The sequence below is a fragment of the Ruegeria sp. BH6 genome (assembly GCF_056538105.1).
In genome coordinates, this window is sequence record NZ_JBQFSR010000010.1 from 40848 (window position 1) to 64042 (window position 23195).

Annotated in this window: 23 protein-coding genes; 14 read left to right on the plus strand and 9 right to left on the minus strand. The window is 59.6% G+C overall.

Annotated features, from left to right (window positions below; all coding sequences use genetic code 11):
* Positions 1–84: 84 nt before the first annotated feature.
* Genes ACR0B8_RS17730 through ACR0B8_RS17740 form a run of 3 tightly spaced genes read left to right on the plus strand, consistent with a single transcriptional unit; the run spans position 85 to position 2167 of the window.
* Complete coding sequence (locus tag ACR0B8_RS17730; RefSeq protein WP_170351063.1) at positions 85–828, plus strand: SDR family oxidoreductase; 744 nt, start codon at positions 85–87, stop codon at positions 826–828.
* Positions 825–1433, plus strand: coding sequence for an enoyl-CoA hydratase/isomerase family protein (locus tag ACR0B8_RS17735; RefSeq protein ID WP_226689243.1), 609 nt, complete (start codon positions 825–827; stop codon positions 1431–1433). The genes ACR0B8_RS17730 and ACR0B8_RS17735 overlap by 4 nt, the downstream gene beginning before the upstream one ends.
* Positions 1430–2167, plus strand: a complete 738-nt coding sequence (locus tag ACR0B8_RS17740) for a VOC family protein (RefSeq protein ID WP_170362357.1) — start codon at positions 1430–1432, stop codon at positions 2165–2167. Before ACR0B8_RS17735 ends, ACR0B8_RS17740 begins: the two co-directional genes overlap by 4 nt.
* On the opposite strand, the gene ACR0B8_RS17745 is transcribed toward ACR0B8_RS17740, so the two are convergent.
* Positions 2168–2464 carry an HNH endonuclease gene (locus tag ACR0B8_RS17745; RefSeq protein ID WP_170362356.1) on the minus strand — a complete coding sequence of 99 codons (297 nt, stop codon included), beginning with the start codon at positions 2462–2464 and terminating at the stop codon, positions 2168–2170.
* Positions 2465–2512: 48 nt separating this feature from the next.
* Between ACR0B8_RS17745 and ACR0B8_RS17750 the strand changes: the two genes are divergently transcribed.
* Entirely contained in the window at positions 2513–3694 is a 1182-nt protein-coding gene (locus ACR0B8_RS17750; RefSeq protein ID WP_226689242.1) for a TIGR03862 family flavoprotein, read from the plus strand.
* Here the strand turns inward: ACR0B8_RS17750 and holA are convergent.
* From holA to ACR0B8_RS17770, 4 genes are all read right to left on the minus strand, one after another.
* Positions 3691–4719, minus strand: a complete 1029-nt coding sequence (holA, locus tag ACR0B8_RS17755) for a DNA polymerase III subunit delta (RefSeq protein ID WP_226689241.1) — start codon at positions 4717–4719, stop codon at positions 3691–3693. The genes ACR0B8_RS17750 and holA overlap by 4 nt on opposite strands.
* Complete coding sequence (gene lptE / locus ACR0B8_RS17760; RefSeq protein WP_170351057.1) at positions 4716–5207, minus strand: LPS assembly lipoprotein LptE; 492 nt, start codon at positions 5205–5207, stop codon at positions 4716–4718. The genes holA and lptE overlap by 4 nt, the downstream gene beginning before the upstream one ends.
* Positions 5194–7731 (minus strand): leucine--tRNA ligase, encoded by a 2538-nt coding sequence (gene leuS / locus ACR0B8_RS17765; RefSeq protein WP_480659222.1) that lies wholly within the window; start codon positions 7729–7731, stop codon positions 5194–5196. Before leuS ends, lptE begins: the two co-directional genes overlap by 14 nt.
* A 72-nt stretch (positions 7732–7803) precedes the next feature.
* Positions 7804–8289, minus strand: a complete 486-nt coding sequence (locus tag ACR0B8_RS17770; protein WP_170413879.1) for a DUF3576 domain-containing protein — start codon at positions 8287–8289, stop codon at positions 7804–7806.
* 283 nt (positions 8290–8572) lie between these two features.
* On the opposite strand from ACR0B8_RS17770, the gene ACR0B8_RS17775 reads away from it, so the two are divergent.
* Positions 8573–9646, plus strand: a complete 1074-nt coding sequence (locus tag ACR0B8_RS17775; protein WP_170351137.1) for a porin — start codon at positions 8573–8575, stop codon at positions 9644–9646.
* A 102-nt stretch (positions 9647–9748) separates the two neighbouring features.
* Positions 9749–10408 (plus strand): YggS family pyridoxal phosphate-dependent enzyme, encoded by a 660-nt coding sequence (locus tag ACR0B8_RS17780; protein ID WP_170553148.1) that lies wholly within the window; start codon positions 9749–9751, stop codon positions 10406–10408.
* On the opposite strand, the gene ACR0B8_RS17785 is transcribed toward ACR0B8_RS17780, so the two are convergent.
* Together ACR0B8_RS17785 and ribA are read right to left on the minus strand one after the other, a co-directional pair.
* Entirely contained in the window at positions 10392–10892 is a 501-nt protein-coding gene (locus ACR0B8_RS17785; RefSeq protein ID WP_480659225.1) for a L,D-transpeptidase family protein, read from the minus strand. The genes ACR0B8_RS17780 and ACR0B8_RS17785 overlap by 17 nt on opposite strands.
* Positions 10889–11983, minus strand: coding sequence for a GTP cyclohydrolase II (gene ribA, locus ACR0B8_RS17790; RefSeq protein WP_170351052.1), 1095 nt, complete (start codon positions 11981–11983; stop codon positions 10889–10891). Before ribA ends, ACR0B8_RS17785 begins: the two co-directional genes overlap by 4 nt.
* 161 nt (positions 11984–12144) lie before the next feature.
* Here ribA and ACR0B8_RS17795 point away from each other — a divergent pair, with 161 nt between their 5' ends.
* Positions 12145–12831, plus strand: a complete 687-nt coding sequence (locus tag ACR0B8_RS17795) for a response regulator transcription factor (RefSeq protein WP_058283107.1) — start codon at positions 12145–12147, stop codon at positions 12829–12831.
* 191 nt (positions 12832–13022) lie between these two features.
* Here ACR0B8_RS17795 and ACR0B8_RS17800 read toward each other — a convergent pair whose 3' ends face one another.
* Positions 13023–13478, minus strand: coding sequence for a hypothetical protein (locus ACR0B8_RS17800; RefSeq protein WP_170362350.1), 456 nt, complete (start codon positions 13476–13478; stop codon positions 13023–13025).
* A gap of 224 nt (positions 13479–13702) precedes the next feature.
* Here ACR0B8_RS17800 and ACR0B8_RS17805 point away from each other — a divergent pair, with 224 nt between their 5' ends.
* From ACR0B8_RS17805 to ACR0B8_RS17820, 4 genes are all read left to right on the plus strand, one after another.
* Positions 13703–14491 carry an exodeoxyribonuclease III gene (locus tag ACR0B8_RS17805; RefSeq protein WP_480659227.1) on the plus strand — a complete coding sequence of 263 codons (789 nt, stop codon included), beginning with the start codon at positions 13703–13705 and terminating at the stop codon, positions 14489–14491.
* A 76-nt stretch (positions 14492–14567) separates the two neighbouring features.
* The gene (gene trxA, locus ACR0B8_RS17810; protein ID WP_170378292.1) at positions 14568–15485 is read left to right on the plus strand and encodes a thioredoxin; all 918 of its coding nucleotides are present in this window, start codon (positions 14568–14570) and stop codon (positions 15483–15485) included.
* Positions 15486–15512: 27 nt separating this feature from the next.
* Positions 15513–16154 (plus strand): LON peptidase substrate-binding domain-containing protein, encoded by a 642-nt coding sequence (locus ACR0B8_RS17815; protein ID WP_170362347.1) that lies wholly within the window; start codon positions 15513–15515, stop codon positions 16152–16154.
* Positions 16151–16336 carry a Trm112 family protein gene (locus ACR0B8_RS17820; RefSeq protein WP_170351047.1) on the plus strand — a complete coding sequence of 62 codons (186 nt, stop codon included), beginning with the start codon at positions 16151–16153 and terminating at the stop codon, positions 16334–16336. The genes ACR0B8_RS17815 and ACR0B8_RS17820 overlap by 4 nt, the downstream gene beginning before the upstream one ends.
* Here the strand turns inward: ACR0B8_RS17820 and ACR0B8_RS17825 are convergent.
* Positions 16333–17595 carry an FAD-dependent monooxygenase gene (locus ACR0B8_RS17825; RefSeq protein ID WP_226689235.1) on the minus strand — a complete coding sequence of 421 codons (1263 nt, stop codon included), beginning with the start codon at positions 17593–17595 and terminating at the stop codon, positions 16333–16335. The genes ACR0B8_RS17820 and ACR0B8_RS17825 overlap by 4 nt on opposite strands.
* Positions 17596–17649: 54 nt before the next feature.
* Here ACR0B8_RS17825 and ACR0B8_RS17830 point away from each other — a divergent pair, with 54 nt between their 5' ends.
* The 3 genes from ACR0B8_RS17830 to ACR0B8_RS17840 all read left to right on the plus strand — a co-directional run bounded on the left by ACR0B8_RS17830 (position 17650) and on the right by ACR0B8_RS17840 (position 23181).
* A complete protein-coding gene (locus ACR0B8_RS17830; protein ID WP_226689234.1) occupies positions 17650–18978 on the plus strand; it encodes an amidase in 1329 nt (442 codons plus the stop codon).
* A 109-nt stretch (positions 18979–19087) separates the two neighbouring features.
* Complete coding sequence (locus ACR0B8_RS17835; RefSeq protein WP_480659230.1) at positions 19088–20269, plus strand: aminotransferase class I/II-fold pyridoxal phosphate-dependent enzyme; 1182 nt, start codon at positions 19088–19090, stop codon at positions 20267–20269.
* A gap of 14 nt (positions 20270–20283) precedes the next feature.
* Positions 20284–23181: a DNA translocase FtsK gene (locus ACR0B8_RS17840; RefSeq protein WP_480659232.1), complete on the plus strand. Its 2898-nt coding sequence runs from the start codon at positions 20284–20286 to the stop codon at positions 23179–23181.
* The last annotated feature ends 14 nt before the right edge of the window (positions 23182–23195 follow it).

The window sequence follows — 23195 nt, forward strand, 5'->3', positions numbered from 1 at the left end:
GTCAAGGGGCAAGGGCTGGACCCTTTCCCCGTTGGCACGGTAAAGATTCACACAATCTAAAAACAACGGAGGTACAGGGTCCGTATGCAGGGTAAAACCGTACTGATAACAGGGGCCAGTCGTGGCATCGGGGCCGAGGCGGGGCGCGTATTTGCCGCAGCGGGGGCAAATGTCGCGCTAGTGGCCCGTAACCTCGACCAGATTGATGCGCTGGCTGCTGCATTGGGTGACAATGCTATCGCGCTGCAATGCGATGTCAGCGATTTTGCGCAGGTCGAACAGGCCGTCGCGGATTGTATCGACCGTTTTGGCGGGCTGGACGTTTTGATCGGCAACGCGGGTGTCATTGATCCGATCTTTCACTTGTCCAATGCCGATGTCGCCGCGTGGAGCCAGGCAATCGACATCAACCTCAAAGGTGTCTTCTACGGAATGCGCGCCGCGTTGCCGGTTATGCGCGCGGCGGGTGGGGGCACGGTGATCACGGTTTCTTCGGGCGCGGCGACAAACCCGATCGAGGCGTGGAGCCACTACTGCGCCTCGAAAGCCGGGGCCAAAATGCTGACCGAATGCCTGCATCTTGAAAATTCAATGCACGGCATTCGTGCTATGGGCCTGTCGCCGGGCACCGTGGCCACGGATATGCAGCGGGTGATCAAGGCGAGCGGCATCAATGCCGTTAGCCAGCTGGATTGGGATGATCACATTCCCGCCGATTGGCCTGCACGGGCATTGCTGTGGATGTGTTCGACGGATGCAGATGAGTTTCTGGGCTCAGAAATCTCGCTGCGACGCGAAGATATCCGGCAAAGGGTAGGGCTGACGTGATCAAACTAACCAAGAAGGACGGGTTGTGGACGGTCACACTCAACAACCCGCAAAAGGCCAATGCACTGACCGAGGCGATGCTGAGTGAGCTGGTTGAGATCGCCGAAGCTGCTAATGAGGCGCGGGCCCTGATCCTGACAGGTGAGGGTAAGGTGTTCAGCGCTGGGGCCGATCTGGATGAGGTCCGTGCGGGACTGGCGACCTCGGATCTGTGGGAGAGGTTGTCAGGCGCCATCGCGGCCTTGCCGTGTCTGACGGTGGCTGCTTTGAACGGGACGCTGGCGGGCGGTGCCAACGGGATGGTGCTGGCCTGTGACCTCCGAATCGCGGTGCCGCAAGCCAAGTTCTTTTATCCGGTGATGAAGCTGGGGTTTTTGCCGCAACCCTCGGACCCGGTGCGTATGGCTGCCCTAATCGGGTCATCGCGCACCAAGATGATTCTGATGGCCGGTCAAAAGATCACGGCAGAGGAAGCGTACGGTTTCGGTCTGGTCGACCGGGTTGTCGACCCTGATCAACTGATGCCAACGGCGCATGAACTGGTGGCAGACAGCCTGGCCGCCGATCCCCGAATTGCCGCTGGAATCGCAAGGATGTGCCAATGAAATTGTCCGCCGTGCTGCTGCGTGTTGCCGACCCCATGCAACTGACTGATTTTTATACGGATGTTCTGGGTATGACGGCGCGTGCGCAGGGGGCGAATTATCGCATTGGCTATGGTGGGCAGGACGCGGACCTGCTGCTGATGCCGGGTGGGGGCGGATATGCCCACGATGGTGGACAGCGGTATTGGAAGATCGGTATTACCGTGCCCGATGTTGACCTGGCCGTTTCTCATCTGCGTGAAAAAGGCGTAGAGGCCTCGGAGCCGAAACAGTTCCGCGACATCGGCTATATGTGCCACCTGAAAGACCCCGAAGGGTTTGTGGTCGAGCTGCTGCAACACGACTTTCAGGGCAACCGTCCTGGCAACGTAGCCGACCCTGCCGCACCATTCGCCAAAGCCTGCATCGGCCAGATCACCTTGCGGACAGGGGACATAGCCGCCGAGGATGCGTTCTGTCGGGCGCAAGGCATGCAACTGCTTTCAGTGCAGGATGTGGCCCAATACGGGTTCGACCTGCATTTCTATGCCTTCACCGATGATGTACCGCCTAATCCGGACCTTTGGTCCGTTGAGAACCGCGAATGGCTTTGGAAACGTCCCTATACCACGCTGGAATTCCAGCACATCGCCGGGGCGCAGTTTGCGCCGGCGCCGGATTACAGGGGGTTAGAGGTTCAGGGGCTGTCGACGTCTCTGAGGGATGCTTTTGGTGATCCGGTACGTCCTGGCTGATCAGCGCCCACGTCGTTTGCCCGGAACTTTCGACCGAAATCCGGGCGGTCGTTTGCGCACCCAAATTAGGAATTTCTCCAGACGCGGGTGGGTGCGCAGGGCCTCGATCGTATTGAACGCGCGGGCCAGTTCGCCCTCGGTCAGGGTGGCGTGGATCTCTTTGTGACAAATCACATGCAGCAAAACCGTGGGTCCGCCCTTGCCCCCTTTGAGTTTTGGGATCAGATGGTGCAGGCTGCCGCCCCCATTCGGGATGGGACGGTCACAGAGCGGGCAGATCGGATCGCTGTCTGACATGGCAGATACAGATTTGCGCTGGATAGCGTGAAAGGCAAGGGGACGGACATGGCGCAGGCAGTGGTGATCGGGGCCGGGCCCGCAGGCCTGATGGCGGCAGGGGAACTGGCCGCTGCTGGCCATGACGTGATGGTGGCCGAGGCCAAGCCATCAGTCGCACGCAAGTTTCTGATGGCGGGCAAGTCGGGTCTGAACCTGACCAAGGACGAACCGTTCGAAACCTTCCTGCAGTCCTACGGAGAGGCGGCTGGTTGGCTGCGCCCGATGATTGCCGAATTCGACGCCGCTGGGGTGCAAGACTGGGCGCAGGGCTTGGGGCAAGAGCTGTTTACCGGTTCGACCGGGCGGGTTTTCCCGACAGTGATGAAAGCCTCGCCGCTGTTGCGCGCATGGCTGAGGCGGCTTGAGGGCGCGGGCGTTCGGATACAAACCCGCTGGCGTTGGTTGGGATGGGACGGCGATGCGCTGATTTTCGATACGTCTGAGGGAACACAGAGCCTGAAGCCGGAGGTGACCATTCTGGCGCTGGGCGGGGCCAGCTGGGCGCGGTTGGGGTCAGACGGTCAATGGGCGGATATCTTGCGACAGAAAGGCGTCGCGCTGACACCCTTCGCCCCGGCGAATTCCGCCTTGTCCGTTGACTGGAGCCCCCACATGACCCCGCATTTCGGCGCGGCGCTGAAATCGGTGCGTTGGATGGCCGGAGAGCTGGACAGCCGCGGAGAAGCCACGATATCGGCAACGGGGCTTGAGGGCGGCGGGTTGTATTCTTTGACCCCGGCTTTGCGCTCCGGTGCGGACCTGTTCGTCGATCTTGTGCCCGATCTGGACGCAGCGGCGCTACAGTCGCGGTTGGCTGCAAAGAAATCCAAGACCACACTGTCACAATGGCTGAAGAAGTCATTGAAGCTGCCGCGGCAAAAGATTGCGTTGTTCCATGAGATGTCGAAACGTTGTGGATTGCCGCAATCCTCTGAGGCCACTGCACTCAAACAACTTCCTGTTTCCGGGGCTGCCCTGCGCCCGATGGATGAAGCCATTTCAACGTCGGGTGGGGTCAGATGTACAGCGCTGGACGAGGGGCTAATGCTGACCGCAATGCCCGGCGTATTCTGCGCCGGAGAGATGCTGGATTGGGAAGCTCCGACCGGGGGCTATCTGCTGACCGCTTGCATGGCGACTGGGCGATGGGCCGGGCGTTCGGCTGTGGATTGGTTGCGCACCGGTTAGCGGGATCGGGCCAGCATGGCCAGACGGATCATTGCGCGTTCTACCAGCGCCATGGCAGGCGCAGTCTGCCCAGCTGAACGCAGTGACAGGTCAGTATCAGTCAGAACTGTCAGAGCCGTTTGCAACTTCGGTGCCCCCCAGCCCTGGGCCTGGCGTAAAATCCGGTCACGGCGTTTGCCATAGACCGGTGGCCGCAGCTTACCGATGCCCTGTGCCGCCCCGCCGGGGTCCGAGGCACAGGCATACAATGTGCGAAAGTGCCGGGTTGCGCCGATACACAGGCTGACCGCATTGGTGCCCTGTGATTGCAGCCGTCGGATCAGCGGACCGATCTCTCCGGCGCGGCCTTCAGCGATCACGTTCAAAACATCATCCAACGCTGCCTCGGTCGAGCGGGGCGCACAAGCTTCGATATCCTCGATGGCCAGTTCGGAACTGTCTCCACGTTTATAGAGCGACAGTTTTTCAATGGTTTGCGTGAAGTCTCCGGGGTTAATCCCAGTGGCCAGCTCAGCAAGGGCTGACATCGAATCGCGAGGGATGTTCTGCAACCCGGCCTTTGTCAGAATCCGTACGATCTCGGCCCGTGAGGGTGGATCGTCATAAATGCCGACAGCATAGGCAGCGGGATGCGCCTCGAACGCCTTGCGGATTTTCGAGCTGGGTTTCAACTGTCCGGCGGTGACGATGATCTGGGCATCACCAGGGGCCCAGTCTTCGAACGCGGCGATGATTGCGGGGGCGGCGGTGTCGGTGGTGTCTTCGACGAATACGGCGCGGGGGCCTGGGAAAAACCCCACGGCCTTGACCGCATCCAACAAAAGTGCGGGATCGCCGCGCAAATCCGTGCCCGGAATGCGGGTCAAGCGCATTTCCTCTTCGGCATTGGCGCCCAGAAGTGCCGACAGAACCTGCTGGCGTTTCAGTGCCACGCGCATCGTATCCGCACCATAAATCAAGAGCCCGGCCTTGTCGGCGTCGGGCCGGGCGAAATACCCTTCAGCCTCGCGCGGGCTGAGCTTCATGAACCAAGGCCTGGCGCAGCATAGAGTTCGTTTACGATCTGATCCGATAGGATCGCCATCAGCCGTTTGCGGGCGTCGCGTTCGTCCGCCAGCGTGGACACTGTTGATCCGGCGGCAGAATAGCTGACGAAATTCTCGACCGTGCCCGAGGCAATGACCTGACCGGTCTCGTTTGATTTGAGCGTGTAGCTAGACCTGCCTTCGATGGTATAGCGGTTGGTTTCGTTCGTCGAAGTGATCGCTGACCGCTGGAAAGCAATCGAGACGTTTACATTCAGATTGTATTCGCTGCCCGAGGTCGCGCTGCGCCCCAGCCGCTGTTCCAGATTTTGGACCAGCAAATAGGTGTCGACCGAGTTTGGCGCTGAAACGGCGACCTTGCCGTTCAGGGCCGCACCCGAACCACCGGGCGCGTAGACCGGTTCAAAGCCGCAGGCAGCCAACACCAGCGGTATCATCAACAGGATTCTGCGGTTAAACAACGACATTTACGATCCGGCCCGGGACAACAATAACCTTCTTAGGCGCATTGCCATCCAGCGCCTTTTGCACAGCTTCGGTGCTGAGTGCGATTCTTTCAACCTCGTCCTTCGCCATATCCTTGGCCACGCTGATTTCCGCGCGGCGCTTGCCGTTGATCTGAATCGGCAGGGTCACCGTGTCGTCGACCAGCATCGCCTGATCCGCAACGGGCCATGGGGCTACCGCCACCAAGCCTTCGCCGCCTTGATGTGCCCAGATGTCTTCTGCAAGGTGCGGCGTCATCGGCGACATCAGCTGCGCCAGCGTTTTTATTGCCTGCTTTTGCGCCGCAGCGCCAGCTTTGGATTTTGCCAGCGTATTGGTGAAGGCGTAGAGTTTCGCGATCGCTGCGTTGAAGCCAAAGCTCTCAACGCCAAGGGTTACGTCGTGGATGGTCTTGTGCATCTCGCGCAAGAGCTCTTGATCGCCTTCCCCTTCGGCTGCTGGGTTCATGGCCCCGATCTTGTCGCAGAGGTTCCATACCCGGTTAAGGTGCTTATAGGCGGCCTCGGCCCCGGACGCGGTCCATTCCACATCGCGCTCGGGCGGCGAATCGGACAGCACGAACCAGCGCGCGGTGTCGGCACCGAACGCCGAGATAATGCTGACCGGGTCGACCACGTTCTTCTTGGATTTCGACATCTTGGCCGAGGGGATGATCTCGACCTGGGTGCCGTCTGCCAGTTTGCCGTCGGTCACATCCTCGGGCAGGTGATAGACCGGGCGGCCGTTTTCGTCGCGGGTCTGGTAAATCTCGTGAGTCACCATGCCTTGGGTGAACAGCGCATCGAAAGGTTCGATGGCCTTTTTGGGCAGATGGCCCGTGATGTTCATCGCCCGCGCGAAGAAGCGGGAATAGAGCAGGTGGAGAATCGCGTGCTCGATGCCGCCGATATACTGGTCCACATTCATCCAGTATTCGGCCTCGGCCAGATCAGTGGGCGTTTCGGCGCGCGGGGCGGTGAAGCGGGCGAAATACCACGACGAATCGACAAACGTATCCATCGTGTCGGTTTCGCGCTTGGCCGGGGCGCCGCAGTTCGGGCAGGAACAGTCGCGCCAGGTCGGATGACGGTCAAGCGGGTTGCCTGGTTTGTCAAAGGTGACATCATCGGGCAGGCGGACTGGCAGGTTTTCTTTCTTCTCGGGCACGACGCCGCAGGATTCGCAATGCACCACGGGAATTGGACAACCCCAATAGCGTTGGCGCGACAAGCCCCAATCGCGCAGGCGATATTTGGTGACGCCTTCGCCCCAACCGGCCTTTTCAGCGAAGTCGACGGTGGCGTTGATGGCCTCATCACCCGTGGCTTCGGTGAGACCCGCGAAATGGTTCACCCAACGGACTCTTTCGGTCTTGGGCGGCACGAAGGCGATCTTGTCGACCGGAGTGGCGTCATCCAGCTTAAAGAACGTATCGACCACGGGCAGGCCGTATTTGCGGCAGAAATCCAAGTCGCGCTGGTCATGCGCGGGGCAGGCAAAGATCGCGCCCGTGCCATAGTCCATCAGGATGAAGTTGGCGATCCAAACTGGCAGTTCCCAGCTTGGGTCCAGCGGGTGCTTGACGCGGATCCCGGTATCGTAACCCAGCTTTTCAGCCGTTTCGATGGCTTCTTCGGTGGTGCCACCTTTGCGACATTCAGCCACGAATTCAGCAACTTCGGGGTTCTCGGCTTCCAATTGCTTGGCAATCGGGTGATCCGGCGAGATGCCCACAAACGACGCGCCCAGCAGCGTGTCGGGGCGGGTCGTATAGACGGTGATCGGTTCGCCTCCGTCCGTGCGCTCGAACCCGAATTGCAGGCCGCGTGACTTGCCGATCCAGTTTTCCTGCATCAAGCGGACCTTTGCGGGCCAGTTTTCCAGCGTGTCCAGTGCGTCGAGCAGTTCCTCTGAATAGTCCGAGATCTTGAAGAACCATTGGGTTAACTCGCGGCGTTCAACCAACGCGCCCGAGCGCCAGCCGCGCCCTTGTTCCACCTGTTCGTTGGCCAGAACGGTCATGTCGACCGGGTCCCAATTCACAACGGCGTTCTTGCGGTAAACAAGCCCAGCATCGAGCATATCCAGAAACAACGCCTGTTGCTGGCCGTAATATTCAGGGTCACAGGTTGCAAACTCACGCGACCAATCGATCGACAGGCCCAATGGCTTCATTTGCCCCCGCATGTCGGCGATGTTCCCGTAGGTCCAGTCTTTGGGGTGGCCACCGATGGCCATAGCGGCATTTTCCGCAGGCATTCCGAAGGCGTCCCAACCCATCGGGTGCAATACGTTGTGGCCGGTCGCCAGTTTGTGTCGCGCGATCACGTCGCCCATCGTATAGTTGCGCACATGTCCCATATGGATTCGGCCCGACGGGTAAGGGAACATCTCAAGCACATAGTATTTCGGCTTGTCCGCCTTGTGGTTGGCGGTGAAGATTCCGGCCTTGTCCCAGGCCTCTTGCCATTTTGCTTCGATTTCGTTGGCCGAGTAGCGAGACATCGTACGGTCCTTCGTGAATGAAAACGCCGGGTAGGAACCCGGCGTGGTATTAGTGTGATTTTCGACGAGTTGCTAGAACTTGTTGTCCGCAATGCGCAACTGACGGGCGCGGGACAGGATTGCATCTTCGACTGCGCGGGTCGTGGCCGCACTGACCGGGGCGCCACCGCTGGTCTGCAGCGAGACCGACAGAGACCGCGCCGCCAGGGCCGGGTCACTGATGTGAACTGTCGCGCGATACTGCCGCCCTCCACCCGGAGGTGTGCCGTACCCGGTCACGATTATCCCGGTAAAGGGATCAACTTCCTGAACCGGCAGGAAATTCAATACATCCAGCGACGCCGTCCAAAGATAGCGATTCACATTTGTGATCTGTTCAGCATTGGCCGTGTTGAACACATCCCAGATGGTCTCGCGATTCGGATCGTTGAGCTGGCGCTCATCGGTTTTACCCGCATCGAGATTCGTAGTGTACTCGGTTGGTGCGGCCCGATTCTGTCCGCAGGCGGACACGGCAGCAGTCATTATGATCAAACCGAAAATCGTCTGCAGGCGCATTATCGACTGGTCCTGTTCACTTTGGTCAACGTTGTCAATTGTTACTCCTAGACAAGGACCCGTTCAGCAACAACCCTATTATTGTCACATATCAGTGGTCGTAGGGCTTACCGATGCCCAAAAACAGACTGTGGCATCCTTGCACCAATTTTCCCTCAATGCAGCCGAGTCATTTATGCCAAGCTTGCGTGTTGGGGGCAAAAAGAGCGAAACGGTTCCCGTGCTGAGACATGTGCTGAGGCATGTGTCGAGTAGAAAAACTTTTGAAACCGAGGGAAACAAGATGAAAAAAGTTCTCTTCGCATCGACAGCTCTGATTGCAACCGCAGGTGTTGCAGCGGCTGATTCCGGTGTAAACTTGAGCGGTTATGGCCGTTTCGGTATTGGCTACGTTGAAGATCGCGCCAATGCGACCGGCGTAACTGCTGCCACTCTGACCACCGTGAACGGCGGAACAACAGCAGGTGTCATCCCGACCTTTGCTGATTCCGACGACGCGATCCTGGTATCGCGCTTCCGTCTGAACATCGACGGTTTCACTGAAACCGACGGTGGCGTTCGCTTTGAAGGCCGTGTTCGTCTGCAAGCCGACGAAAACTCGTCGACCGGCGAAGCCAACTCCGCTGGCCTGAACGGCGCGCGCTTCTCGGTTATCTACGGTGGTCTGCGTGTTGACGCCGGCAACGTTGCCGGTTCGTTCGACAACCTGGCAAACTACTACGGTAACGAAGTTGGTCTGGAACTGTTCGCAGGTCAGTATTCGGGTGTTGACTACAGCTTCCTGTCGTACACCTCGACCGGTTCGGGCGCGAACGCAGTGTTCTTCCAGTACGCTGTTGGCGACTTCGCTTTCGGCGCATCGTATGACCAGCGCACCATCTTCCTGAACGACGGCCTGGGCGGCACCATCGACGCCGACCGTTGGGACGTGAGCGCGACCTACACCTTCAACAACATCACCGCAGCTATTGCTTATGGTCAAACTGACGCTGGTGTTTCGGGTGTTTCGGATCCAGAACTGCTGGTTTTCACCCTGGGTGCTGAATTCGGCGACTTCTCGGGTACCCTGTTCGTGGCTGACGAAGACAATACCGCTCCTGCTCTGATCGGTACTCGCTTCTATGAAACCGACGGCACCGCTTGGGGTGTGTCGGGTGCCTATAACCTGGGCGCAGCAACCACCCTGCTGTTCACCTACGGTGACGGTAGCGCGGACGCTGACCTTCAGCAGATTGCTATCGGCGCGAGCTATGACCTGGGCGGCGGCGCGTCGCTGGTCGGTGGTATCGGCCGCAACGATTGCTCGGTTTGCGAAGACTCCATCCAGGCTGACTTTGGTGCAATCTTCAACTTCTAAGTTGGGTTGAACCGCAAGGTTTAAGGGCAGGTCTTCGGACCTGCCCTTTTCTTTTTTGCCGACATGGTGTTTTCCTGCGCTGAAAGCAGATTGAGGAAGCTTATGTCGCTGCAAGATATCACTGCCCGTATTTCCAAAGCCGAAACTGCCGCCGGGCGGCCTGCCGGTTCTGTCAAATTGATCGCCGTATCAAAAGTGCAGCCGAACGAACGTGTGCAGGCTGTTTTGGAGCAGGGCCATCGGTGTTTTGGTGAAAATCGGGTTCAAGAGGCCGTAGGTAAATGGCCGGGTTTCATGGAGCAGTTCGCCGACATTGATCTGCATCTGATTGGCCCGCTTCAAACCAACAAGGCCCGTCAAGCGATTGAGCTGGTCAACTCTATCCACTCGGTGGACCGGCCCAAGCTGGCCAAAACGCTGGCGCGGCTGGCACAAGAGGTCGGCACCTGCCCGGATCTGTTCATTCAGGTCAATACCGGGGAAGAGGATCAAAAGGCCGGTATCCTGCCTGCCGAGGCGGATGCGTTCATTGCAGAATGCCGTGGGCTGGACCTGCCGATCCAGGGGTTGATGTGTATCCCACCCGTCGATGAGGAACCCTCACTTCATTTCGCACTGCTGGCGAAAATAGCCGAGCGCAACGGCCTGACTGGTCTATCGATGGGTATGAGCGGTGATTTCGAGCAAGCCATTGCGCTGGGGGCAACCCATGTGCGCGTGGGCTCGGCCATTTTTGGTGAGCGGGTCAGGCCGCAGGAATAATCACGCGCGTGCCAGGCGAAATCTGGCGCGCGATCCAATGCAGGTGGTCCCGGCGGAATGCTACGCAACCCTCGGTCGGGTATCCGGGGCGCCGCCATTGATGAACAAAGATCGCCGATCCGTGGCCCGGTATCGCATTGGGCCAGTTCCAATCGGTGATCAACACCAGATCATACAGCGGATCAGCGCGGCGCAGCTTTTCATGGCTAAAGTCATAGGGCGCGCTGACCAGATTATTGTACTGGTCGTCCCGCCCGTCATCCGACCAAAGATCGCGCGGACCGATGGGAATCGCCCAAGGGGCCGGTTTGGCCATGCGATCTGGCCGGTACAGCATCCCCACGATGTGATGTACACCCGTGGGCGTGGCGCCATCCCCTTCGCGTTTTGCGTGGCTCAACCCACCTTTGCCGATTGTGCAGGGAAAAACACGCCCGGCAAATCGTACTCCGCGCGGTGTCAGGACCAGATCATTCGGCGTCACAGCAGATGCCCGGACTTGGCCGCTTTGGTCGCAAGATATCCGCGGTTATGGGCGGTTTCGCCAACCTTCAGCGGCACGCGCTCGGTCACGGCGATACCGGTCTTCTCCATCATCGCGATCTTTGCCGGGTTGTTGGTCAGCAACCGGACCGAGTTGAACCCCAGAGATTTGAGAATGTCCGAACCCAGCCTGAAATCCCGCTCATCATCCTCGAAACCCAAACGATGATTAGCTTCGACCGTGTCGAACCCCTGATCCTGCAGGAAATAGGCGCGCATCTTGTTGGCAAGGCCAATCCCGCGCCCTTCCTGGTTCAAATACAGCAGCACCCCGGCCCCTTCCGAGCCCATCTGCGCCAGCGCACCACGCAATTGCGGACCGCAGTCGCATTTCAGACTGCCCATAAGGTCTCCGGTAAAACAGGCCGAATGCAAACGGGCCAAAACCGGTTTATCCCGATCAGGGCGGCCGATCTCGACTGCGTAATGTTCCTCGCCACCGTCTTCGGGGCGAAAAACGTGCAAACGACCGGCCTCGGATACTTCCATCGGCAGGCGGGCGGCAACCACAGCATGAAGCTCACTGCGATCGGCCAGATGTGGCGCAGCGCGGGTGTGGTCAATGCATGTCAGGCCATGTGCCGCAGCAAAGCCGCGCCCATCCTCAATGGGCATCACAACGGCTGCGGGTAGCAATCGCGCCGATTTGGTGAGGGCGATTGCGATGCGGTGCAGGTTGGCGTTGCCCTGACGTTCGGTCATCAGGGGGCCCTTCATCGGAGCGTTCAGGTCGTCTGACGGATCGGCCACCGCCTGCACCCAGGTCATATCGGCATCGGCAGGGATAATCACACGCGCCAGATCGCCATCATAAGACCGGGCCTTCAGCGTTTCCGCCCGCCGCACAGTGACAGCAACCACCGGGTCGCCACCAAGCCCGCGCAGATCCGCGAGCCGTTGCGCGCTCAGGGTCTCAGCCGCGATGGCCAGCACGCTGAACCCGCTGTCGTCGGTCAATGCGACGGGAACCCCCATGCGCAGATCGGCGCGGGCCCGCGCCAGCAATTCTGAAATATCCGGGATCAGACTCATTTATGTTACCCTGTAACGTTCAAGCTTTCCTGTAGCCTGATACGGCAGAAATGTGAAACATTTCCTCTACCTTGGACACGAGGGCGTGAGACAATTGCAGCAAACCTTGTTGATTGCATCTTCCGCGCGCAAGTGGTGGAAAAGGCTTAGGAGGACCGCACATGGCTCAGCTCAAGAAAATTCTGCTGGTGGATGATGACGAAGACCTGCGCGAGGCGCTTAGCGAGCAACTTGTGATGACCGAGGATTTCGACGTGTTCGAAGCCCATGACGGTCAGTCCGCGATGGAACGGGCGCGTGAAGCGATTTACGATCTGGTCATTCTGGACGTTGGTCTGCCGGATACCGATGGGCGCGAGCTGTGCCGCCTGATGCGCAAGCAAGGTGTAAAAAGCCCGATTCTGATGCTGACCGGCCATGACAGCGACGCAGATACTATCCTGGGCCTGGATGCAGGTGCCAACGACTATGTCTCGAAACCGTTCAAGTTTCCCGTGCTGCTGGCCCGTATCCGAGCCCAGCTGCGCCAGCATGAGCAATCCGAGGATGCGGTGTTTGTTCTGGGGCCGTACACGTTCAAGCCTGCGATGAAGATGCTGATCACAGAAGAAGATCGAAAAATCCGGCTAACCGAGAAAGAAACCAATATTCTCAAGTTCCTGTACCGCTCGACCGATGGTGTGGTCGCGCGCGACGTACTACTGCATGAGGTCTGGGGTTATAACGCCGGTGTCACCACCCACACGTTAGAGACGCATATCTATCGTCTGCGCCAGAAAATCGAGCCCGATCCGTCAAATGCGCGCCTTTTGGTCACAGAATCGGGTGGATATCGCTTGGTCTCTTAACTCGTTGTGGATTGACGTGGATCAAAGTGATACTCTGGATACGTAATTAGATTACTCCCAACCCGCGCATGTCCGGGTTATGACATGCACCTCCCTGTTGGACTGCCGGGCCTGATGGCCCGGCCTTTTTTTGAAACAAGCTGGGTCGAAGATACAAATCCGATGGCCAGATTTGCTCCCCCAAACACAGTTTAGCTGGTGCCGTCGTTTTCCAGAACGGTACCGTAGGTTATGCCGCTGCGCAGGCTGCGAAAATCAGCATAAATCTTGCCATCTTCAAATGTGGCATCGATCAACCCGTTGACCTGGCGGTCTTCTCCGACCCGGGTTTCAACCATGGCGATTGAACCAGTGCCATCTCGGCTGATTGTCCCGGTAACCTGACCTTCGTTCCACCGGTCCGAGCCAATCCGGCTCCATTTGCTGGTTCCCCAGAACGCATTGTCCTGCTGTTGTTTGATCTCAAGAACCCACTCAGATTGATTAAAACGCGGGGCTCCGTCGCTGTGTTCGTTGGGCAGGGCCGCAACGGTGTGGGTGCCGCTCCAGACGCCGCGCAGATCAGGTGTGTTTTCCGCAACTGCATGGGTTGCAAAGGCAAGGGTGCTGGCCAGCGCGGCGGCGCCAAGTGTCTTGAATCTGGTCATGGTTTCCTCCGTTTTCTAGTCACAAATGTTGGGAACCGCTGATCTGATTTCCATGCTGGCGACGAAACATAAACAGGATTTAACCTGCGCTTTATGTTGCGAACGGTGTGGTGGATTGAGCCCGTTTGCCCTCAAAACCAAAAACTGGCTCAGGACAATTTTTTCTCGTGGCACCGGCGGAAACGCCACGCTAACCTGCGCCAATTGCGACAGAGGAATCCCCCATGCCCTTTACCCTTGCCACCTGGAACATCAACTCGGTCCGCCTGCGCGAGCCTATCGTGCTGAAATTGCTGCAGGAGGAAGCGCCGGATGTACTGTGTCTGCAGGAGTGCAAGTCGCCGGTCGAAAAGATCCCGACCGAGGGGTTTGCCGAGCTGGGCTACACCCACATGATCGCACGTGGGCAAAAGGGATATAACGGTGTCGCCATCCTGTCTCGGCTACCGATGGAAGAGGTCGGCGACAAGGATTTCGCGGGTCTCGGTCACGCGCGACACATTGCCGGACGGTTGGAAAACGGGGTTACCATCCACAATTTCTATGTCCCCGCAGGTGGCGACGTGCCGGACCGCGAAAAGAATGAGAAGTTCGGGCAAAAGCTCGATTACCTCAGCGACATGCGCGATTGGTTCCATGCGGAAAAGCCGGAAAAATCCATTCTGGTGGGGGATCTGAACATCGCCCCGCGCGAGGATGACGTCTGGTCGCACAAACAACTGCTCAAGGTTGTTTCGCACACACCGATCGAGGTCGAAGCGCTGGCTGAAACCCAGGATGCGGGCGGTTGGGTTGATATCACCCGCCAGGATATTCCCGAGGGGCAATTGTACAGTTGGTGGTCCTATCGCGCGCGCGATTGGGACGCCGCGGACAAGGGGCGGCGGCTGGATCACGTCTGGGCCACGCCCGATATCTCGAACGCGGGCCACTCCAGCCGCGTCCTGCGCGACGCGCGCGGATGGGAAAAACCCAGCGACCACGCACCCGTTTTTGCCAGTTTTGACCTGTAATTGCGCAACTCTGCCCTTGGTTTCCGCTGCCAGCGGTTGCATATAGGGCGCAAGTTCAAACCGGAGAGTGAAAACCATGGATCTTCTGAACGCCGCAGCCAGCCCCGAGGCCACCGATCTGATCAAGGACGGGTCCGAGGCGACCTTTATGGTCGACGTGGTCGAGGCCTCTCAGGAAACGCCTGTCATCGTTGATTTCTGGGCGCCGTGGTGCGGGCCATGCAAGACGCTGGGGCCCGCCTTGGAAGAAGCTGTAACCGCTGCCAAGGGTGCGGTGAAGATGGTCAAGATCAACGTGGATGAGGCGCAGATGATCGCGTCGCAAATGCGCATTCAGTCGATCCCGACCGTTTATGCCTTTTTCAAAGGTCAGCCCATCGACGGGTTTCAAGGCGCTCAGCCAGGTTCGGAAATCAAGGCTTTTGTTGATCGTGTGATCGAAGCCGCGGGCGGCGAAAGCCCCGGTGGGCAGCTGGATGACGCAGTCGAAGCTGCCGAAGATATGCTGGCCGATGGCGCCGCTGTTGATGCGGCCCAAACCTTTGCTGCGATTTTGGGCGAAGATCCGAACCATGCCGGGGCTTACGGCGGGCTGGTTCGCGCACACATCGCGTCAGGCGATTTGGAACAGGCCGAAGCCATTCTGAACGGCGCACCTGCCGAGATTTCTACCTCGGCCGAGGTGGAGGCGGCGCATGCGCAGCTGGAACTGGCCAAGCAGGCCGCTGATGCCGGTCCGGTGGCCGAACTGACCGCTGCGGTCGAGGCTGATCCCGACAACCTTCAGGCCCGGTTCGATCTGGCGCAGGCACTGCACGCCAATGGCAATGTGGAGGAGGCCGTGGCGCAGTTGCTGGACCTGTTCCGCCGTGATCGCGAATGGAATGACGGTGCCGCCAAGGCGCAGCTGTTCACCATCTTCGACGCGCTAAAACCCAATGATCCGATCGTTCTGAACGGACGGCGCAAGCTCAGCTCGATGATATTTGCCTAATTCGGGATCAGAGCTACACTCGGATACATGATGCATCCCGCTGATCTGCCGGAAACGGTATCCGTTTTTCCATTGCCGGGGGCGCTGTTGTTGCCCCGCTCGCGCCTGCCGCTGCATATTTTCGAGCCGCGCTATCTGCAGATGCTGGACGACGCACTGAAAACGCAGGAGCGGCTGATCGGCATGGTGCAGCCGAACCCATGTCACAGCAACGAAGATAAGCTGCACCAGATCGGCTGTGCTGGGCGTGTGACGCAATTTTCGGAAACCGAAGATGGCCGTTACCTGATTACCCTGACCGGGATTTCACGGTTCCGCGTCCAATCCGAGTTGGACGCCTTTACGCCTTACCGGCGCTGTGCCGTGTCGTGGGGTGGGTTTGATCGGGATTTGGGCCGGGCCGAGATGGACGATAGTTTCGACCGCAGCGCATTTTTGGGCTTGTTGGAACGGTTTTTCGCCTCGCGCCAGCTTTCGACCGATTGGGATACGTTGAAAGATGCAGATGATGAGTTGCTGGTGAATTCACTGTCGATGCTGCTGGATTTTGATCCCGAGGAAAAACAAGCGCTGCTTGAGGCCCCCTGTCTGCGCACCCGGCGCGAGACACTAACGACACTGATAGAATTCGCCATGCGCGGCGGCACGAATGAGGAAAAACTGCAATGACCGAGCCCCAACACCCTTTCGACCGGCATATGCTTGAGGCTCTGATTTGTCCGCAGACGCACACGACTTTGCATTACGATGCCGACAAGCAGGAACTGGTGTCCAAGGCGGCCAATCTGGCCTTTCCGATCCGAAATGGGATTCCGGTGATGTTGGTCGATGAGGCGCGAGAACTAGACTAGATCGCGCGACCCTGCAGCAGTTTTGGCAGGTCTCCGGTCAGCCCGGCGGCCTCACGCACGAAGCCACGGCGCAGGCCGGGCAGCGATCCCACAATTCCCATTCCTATGTCGCGTCCGATCCGCAGCAGCGGGTTGTCGTTGGAAAACAGCTTGTTGAACACGTCTGTCGCCATAGCCAGCGCCGCCGTGTCGAACCGCCGCCATTCCTGATAGCGTTCCAGCACCAGGACAGATCCGATATCCTCGCCGCGCCGTCCGGCCAGTGTTAGCACCTCGGCCAGAGCCCCGACATCGCGCAGACCCGCGTTCAGGCCTTGCCCCGCGATGGGGTGCATGCCGTGGGCGGCGTCTCCGACCAGGGCCATTCGGTCGCCAATGAAGGAATTGGCGATGGTCAGGTTCAGCGGATAGGTGAACCGGTCGCCCTGCAGGCGGATATCGCCCAGAAAATCTCCGAACCGGGGGCGAAGGACCTGCAGGTACTCGTCCTCGGGCAGAGCGTTGATGTGCTGGGCCGTCTCGGTCCGTTCGCTCCAGACGATCGAACTGCGATTGCCGGTCAGGGGCAGAATGGCTAGTGGGCCGGGTGGCATGAAGAACTGGTGGGCAACGCCGTGGTGGGGCAGGTCATGTTCGATGGCGCAGACCAGTGCGGTCTGGCCGTAATCCCAGCCAGTACGATTGATGCCCGCCCGCGTGGCGGTCCCGCTGCGGCGACCGTCGCAACCGACCAGCATTGAACCGGTCAGTGTGGTGCCATCGTCCAAGGTCAGCGTCACGCCGGTCGCATCGCAATCCTGCGCGACAACGGTTCTGCCGCTGATTTCTGTGATGCCTTTTTCCTCGGCCATGGCGCTCATAAAGGCGCGGCGCAGGTGACGGTCTTCGACCATATAGCCCATCGGACCTTCTTCGATCTCGGCATGGTCGAAATGCATGAAGAAAGGGGATGGGCCAACGCCCGCATGCCCATCGGTGACCTTGATTTCCAACATCGGCTGGGCGTGTTCGGCCACGCGATCCCAGACCCCGATCGCATCCAACAACCTTTGCGAGGCCAGCGCCAGCGCATAGGCACGCCCATCAAAGGCTGCGTTCTTGCGCACTTTTTCCGCCAGCGCGTCAATCACGGTGACCGAATGGCCGGTCTGCGCCAGCGCCAAAGCCAATGCCGGGCCGTTCAGGCCGCCGCCCACGATCAGGATATCCGAGGTTTGTTCCATGCCCCGCAATATGCGCGCCCATTCGGGATTGTCCATGTGCGGTCCTGTCGCTACCGTCCGTCAAAGCGCAATTTTTTCAAGGGGGCGGTGATGCAGGATTGGTTGACCATGACGGCGTGTGATCTGGGTCGGGGCATCGGTATGGGGCGGATTGACCCGGTGGAATTGACCGAAACATACCTGTCGGCCATCGACGAACATCCCCACAGCGACCGAATCTATGCCCGTGTCACCCATGATCGCGCCCGGTCTGAGGCGGCAGCGGCGCAAGCCCGCGCCAAGCAGGGGCAGCGTCTGTCGCTTTTGGATGGGGTGCCGATCAGTTGGAAAGACCTGTTCGACACTGCCGGTATCGGAACCGAGTCCGGGTCGGCCTTGCTGAAAGGTCGGGTGCCGGAAACTGACGCGGTCGTGGTGCGCAACGCCACCGCATTGGGGGCGGTCTGTCTGGGCAAAACCCATATGAGCGAGCTGGCTTTTTCCGGCCTTGGCCTGAACCCAATTACTGGCACGCCGCCCTGCGTCGATGATGTAGAGGCGGTGCCGGGTGGATCCTCGTCTGGTGCCGGGGCATCGGTGGCCTGGGGATTGGCGGCTGGCGGGATCGGCTCGGACACCGGCGGATCGGTCCGCATCCCCGCGGCCTGGAACAACTTGGTGGGGCTGAAAACCACCGCCGGACGGATCAACCTGGAAGGTGTAGTGCCCTTGTGCCTGCGATTCGACACCGCCGGTCCGCTGACCCGGTCGGTTGAGGATGCCGCGCATATGCTGGCGCTGTTGGAAGGAGGTACACCGGCGGACCTGCGGGGGGCCAGCCTGAAAGGTCGGCGCTTTGCTGATCTGCAGAACGTCGCCAAGGACGACCTGCGCGATGCGCCCCGCAAAGCTTTTGACGACGCTGTTGACCGGTTGCGCGATGCTGGCGCGGAAATCGTGCCATTGGAAGTGCCCGAACTGGATGAGGCGATGGGGCTTTCGGGCATTCTCTACACCACCGAAGCCTATGGCTTGTGGCGCGACGTGATCGAGGCGAACCCTGACGCCATGTATCCCGAAATTCTGGCTCGGTTCCGTGCAGGCAAGGATACCTCTGGCCCCGATTACGTCGCCGCATGGTCCAAACTGAAAGCCTGCCGGGCCGCTTGGGATGCGGCAACCTCTGGCTTTGACGCCGTTCTGGCCCCGACAGCCCCCATTCTGCCACCGAATCTGGAGCGGTTGATGACGGATCACGACTATTACGTCACCGAAAACCTGCTGGCTCTGCGCAATACGCGGATTGGCAACCTGATGGGGCTTGCAGCCCTGACCCTGCCCACCGGCACCCCCGGTTGTGGGCTGATGATGTTGGGTTATCCGGGCTCGGAAGAAGTGCTTTTGCGACTTGGATCAGCAGCCGAAGCAGCATTGGCCTGAATGCCACAATCCCCTGATTCGGCACCTCTTTGTCTGGACGAAGCGGGGTGCGGCCTGTAATCTGCTAAAAAAACGGGGCGAAAATGATCCCGATATTGAGGCAGCAGTTATGAATTTCCCCGAGCGGTTTTCGAACCTACCGGAATACGCATTTCCGCGTCTGCGCACCCTGCTGGACCACCACCAGCCGGGCGGAGATGTGATTCACATGACCATCGGCGCCCCGATGCATGACTTCCCGGCTTGGGTGACGGATGTGATCATGGAAAACGCTGCTGGGTTTCAGGGCTATCCGGAAAACGAAGGCTCGCCCGAGCTGCGCGGCGCGATCACCGACTGGATCAAGCGCCGCTATGGCGTGGCGATGGACCCCGAAACCAACGTGATGGCGCTGAACGGCACGCGTGAAGGGTTGTATAACGCCGCCATGGCGCTGTGCCCGGAACAGAAGAACGGCCAAAAACCGGTCGTCCTGTGCCCGAATCCGTTTTATCAGGTTTATATGGTCGCCTCGATCTCGGTTGCGGCCGAGCCGGTCTTTGTGCCCGCAACCGCCGCAACGGGTCATCTGCCCGATTACGCTGGATTGCCCGAGGACGTGCTGAACCGCACCGCTGTGGCCTATATCTGCTCACCCGCCAACCCGCAGGGGGCCGTTGCCTCGCGCGATTATTGGGCCGAGCTGATCCAATTGGCCGAGAAATACGATTTCCGCATTTTCGCGGATGAGTGCTATTCCGAGATTTATCGCAATGATGCCCCCGCCGGAGCTCTGACCATAGCGCAGGAACTGGGGGCCGATCCCGAACGGGTCACCCTGTTCAACTCGCTGTCAAAACGGTCCAATCTGGCAGGGCTGCGGTCCGGCCTGATTGCGGGCGGGCCTGAGACGATCAAACGGGTCAAGCAGTTGCGCAGTTACGCGGGCGCGCCCTTACCAGCCCCCTTGCAGGCCGCAGCGGCACGGGTTTGGGCGGATGAGGCGCATGTCGCTGAGAACCGCGCGCTGTATCAGGAAAAATACGCGATTGCCGATGAGGTATTTGCCAATGTTCAGGGTTATATGCCGCCAGAGGCGGGGTTTTTCCTGTGGCTACCGGTCGAAAACGGTGAAGAAACCGCATTGAAGCTTTGGCAGCAGACCGGGGTACGGGTGCTGCCGGGCGCATATCTTTCTCAAGGCTATCCGGGGCAAAACCCGGGCGAACAATTTATCCGGGTCGCCATGGTGGCCCCAAAAACAGAGATGAAGCGCGGGCTGATCACGCTCCGCGACTGCATCTATTCGTGAGGTACGAGGGCAAAATGGCATCTTATAACGCGCGCAACCGCGATCCATTGCTGGACAGCACGACTCAGGCCGCGATTGAGCGGCGCAGCAAAGAGCTGATCGGGATCGCCCTGATCCTGCTGGGCCTGGCCGCCGCTGCGATGATCTGGTCCTACACGCCGGATGATCCGAATTGGATGGTTTCAACGGACGCGCCGGTGCAAAACTGGATGGGGCGGATTGGTGCCTCAATCGCCGCACCGTTGTTCATGATCGTAGGTTGGGGCAGCTGGAGTATCGCGCTGGTGCTGATCGGCTGGGGCGTGCGCTTTGCTGGGCATTTCGGCGAGGAGCGCGCGGTTGGCCGCCTGATCTTTGCGCCGATCTGGATCGCCATAGTCTCGGTCTATGCCGCGACGCTGGTGCCGGGGGAGGCGTGGCGTGCGACCCACAGCTTTGGTCTGGGTGGTCTGTTCGGCGATACCGTAATGGGCGCGCTTCTGACGCTGCTGCCGATTTCCTCGCATTTCATGGTCAAGCTGATGTCACTGGCCATGGCTGCCGGGATGTTGGCGCTGGGTGTTTTTGTGCTGGGTTTCACCAAAGCGGATGTGCGCAAGGGCTTCCGCGCCTTCTTGCTGGGCTTGGTCATGTCCTATGACATGCTGATGAACCTGCTGGGCCGTGGGGCCACTGCCACCGCGCAGGCCGCTCGCGACCGTCGCACGCAGTGGGAGGAACGCAAGGCCGCCCGTACGGAAGTGGCGGAAGCTGTGTTTGAAGATAATCTGGCCTATGCCGATCCCGTGTTCGAAGAGCCGGACTATGAAGAACCCGAGCCCGCAAAGCCGGGCTTGTTGGCGCGGATGCCCAGCCTGATCCGCCGTCCCGATCCGATGATCGAGCCCGAGCTGGTCGATCCTGAACCCGTTGCTGGGTTTGACGAAATGCCGGGTGAGGATCGTATCCGATCCAAGATCTCTGCCGCTGTGCGCAACCGCAAGGTCGCGATCGGCGAAGTGACCCCCGAGCCTGATCCGAACCTGCCGCTGACCAAGGGGCGGGGCCGGGGGCCCGATCCGCTGATCCTGAACCCCAGAGGTGGCGACGAGCTACCGCCCGAACCGCCGATGACCTCGGCTGGACTGCCGCCGGAACCGATGCTGACAGCAGAACCCGCGCCAGAGTGGCAGCAAGAACCGCTGCATCAGGACTTTGCGCCCGAGCCGGATTTCGAAGACGAAGCCGTGTTCGAGGACGCGCCCGAACCCGCGCCGCAGCAGCGACCCGCGATGAAAATCCCGGTGGCCGAGCCGCGCAAACCGGTGGTGGCGCAGCCTGTGCGCCGGACCCCGCCGCCCTCGCGACGCGCGCAGGCCGAGGCGCAGCCGACCCTGTCATTTGAGGAGCGGCATTCCGATTTCGAATTGCCGCCGCTGAGCCTGTTGTCCAACCCCGCCAGCATTCAGCGCCATCACCTTAGCGACGAGGCGTTGGAAGAAAACGCGCGGATGCTTGAAAACGTGCTGGATGACTACGGCGTCAAGGGTGAGATCACCAGCGTCCGCCCCGGCCCGGTTGTCACCATGTACGAACTGGAACCGGCGCCGGGCCTGAAAGCCAGCCGTGTGATCGGTCTGGCCGACGACATTGCCCGTTCGATGTCGGCGTTGTCGGCTCGGGTTTCGACTCTGCCGGGCCGCTCGGTGATCGGGATCGAACTGCCGAATGAAAACCGTGAGATGGTGGTTCTGCGCGAAATTCTGGCCAGCCGAGATTTTGGTGACGGTAACCATGCGCTGCCTCTGGCGTTGGGCAAGGATATCGGTGGCGAGTCCGTTGTGGCAAACCTGGCCAAGATGCCTCACTTGCTGATCGCGGGGACCACCGGGTCCGGTAAGTCGGTAGCGATCAACACCATGATCCTGTCGCTGTTGTACAAGTTGTCACCGGACGAATGCCGCCTGATCATGATCGATCCGAAGATGTTGGAACTGTCAGTTTATGACGGCATCCCGCATCTGCTGTCGCCCGTTGTAACCGACCCGAAAAAGGCGGTTGTGGCCCTGAAATGGGTCGTGGGCGAGATGGAGGACCGCTATCGCAAGATGTCCAAGATGGGCGTGCGTAATATCGCGGGCTACAACGGCCGTGTGAAGGACGCGTTGGCCAAGGGCGAGTTGTTCAGCCGCACGGTCCAGACCGGGTTCGATGACGAAACCGGCGAACCGATGTTCGAGACCGAAGAATTCGCCCCCGAGTCGATGCCCTATATCGTTGTCATCGTCGACGAGATGGCCGACCTGATGATGGTCGCGGGCAAAGAGATCGAAGCTTGCATTCAGCGTCTGGCGCAAATGGCGCGGGCCTCGGGCATTCACTTGATCATGGCTACGCAGCGTCCCTCGGTCGATGTGATCACCGGTACGATCAAGGCGAACTTCCCGACCCGGATTTCGTTCCAGGTGACCTCGAAAGTCGACAGCCGCACCATTCTGGGCGAAATGGGTGCTGAACAACTGCTGGGGCAGGGCGATATGCTGTATATGGCCGGTGGGGCCAAGATCACCCGCTGCCACGGGCCATTTGTCTCGGACGAAGAGGTCGAAGAAATCGTCAATCACCTGAAACAGTTCGGCCCGCCGGATTACATGAGCGGCGTTGTCGATGGACCGGCAGATGAGAAGGCTGACAATATCGATGCCGTTCTGGGTCTGAACACGGGTGGCAATACGAACGGCGAAGATGCCCTCTATGATCAGGCCGTGGCGATTGTGATCAAGGATCGCAAATGTTCGACCTCATACATCCAGCGGAAACTTGCCATTGGCTACAACAAGGCCGCGCGGTTGGTTGAGCAGATGGAGGACGAAGGCGTTGTTTCTTCTGCAAATCACGTCGGTAAGCGGGAAATCCTCGTCCCCGAGCAGTAGGATATTTAATAACA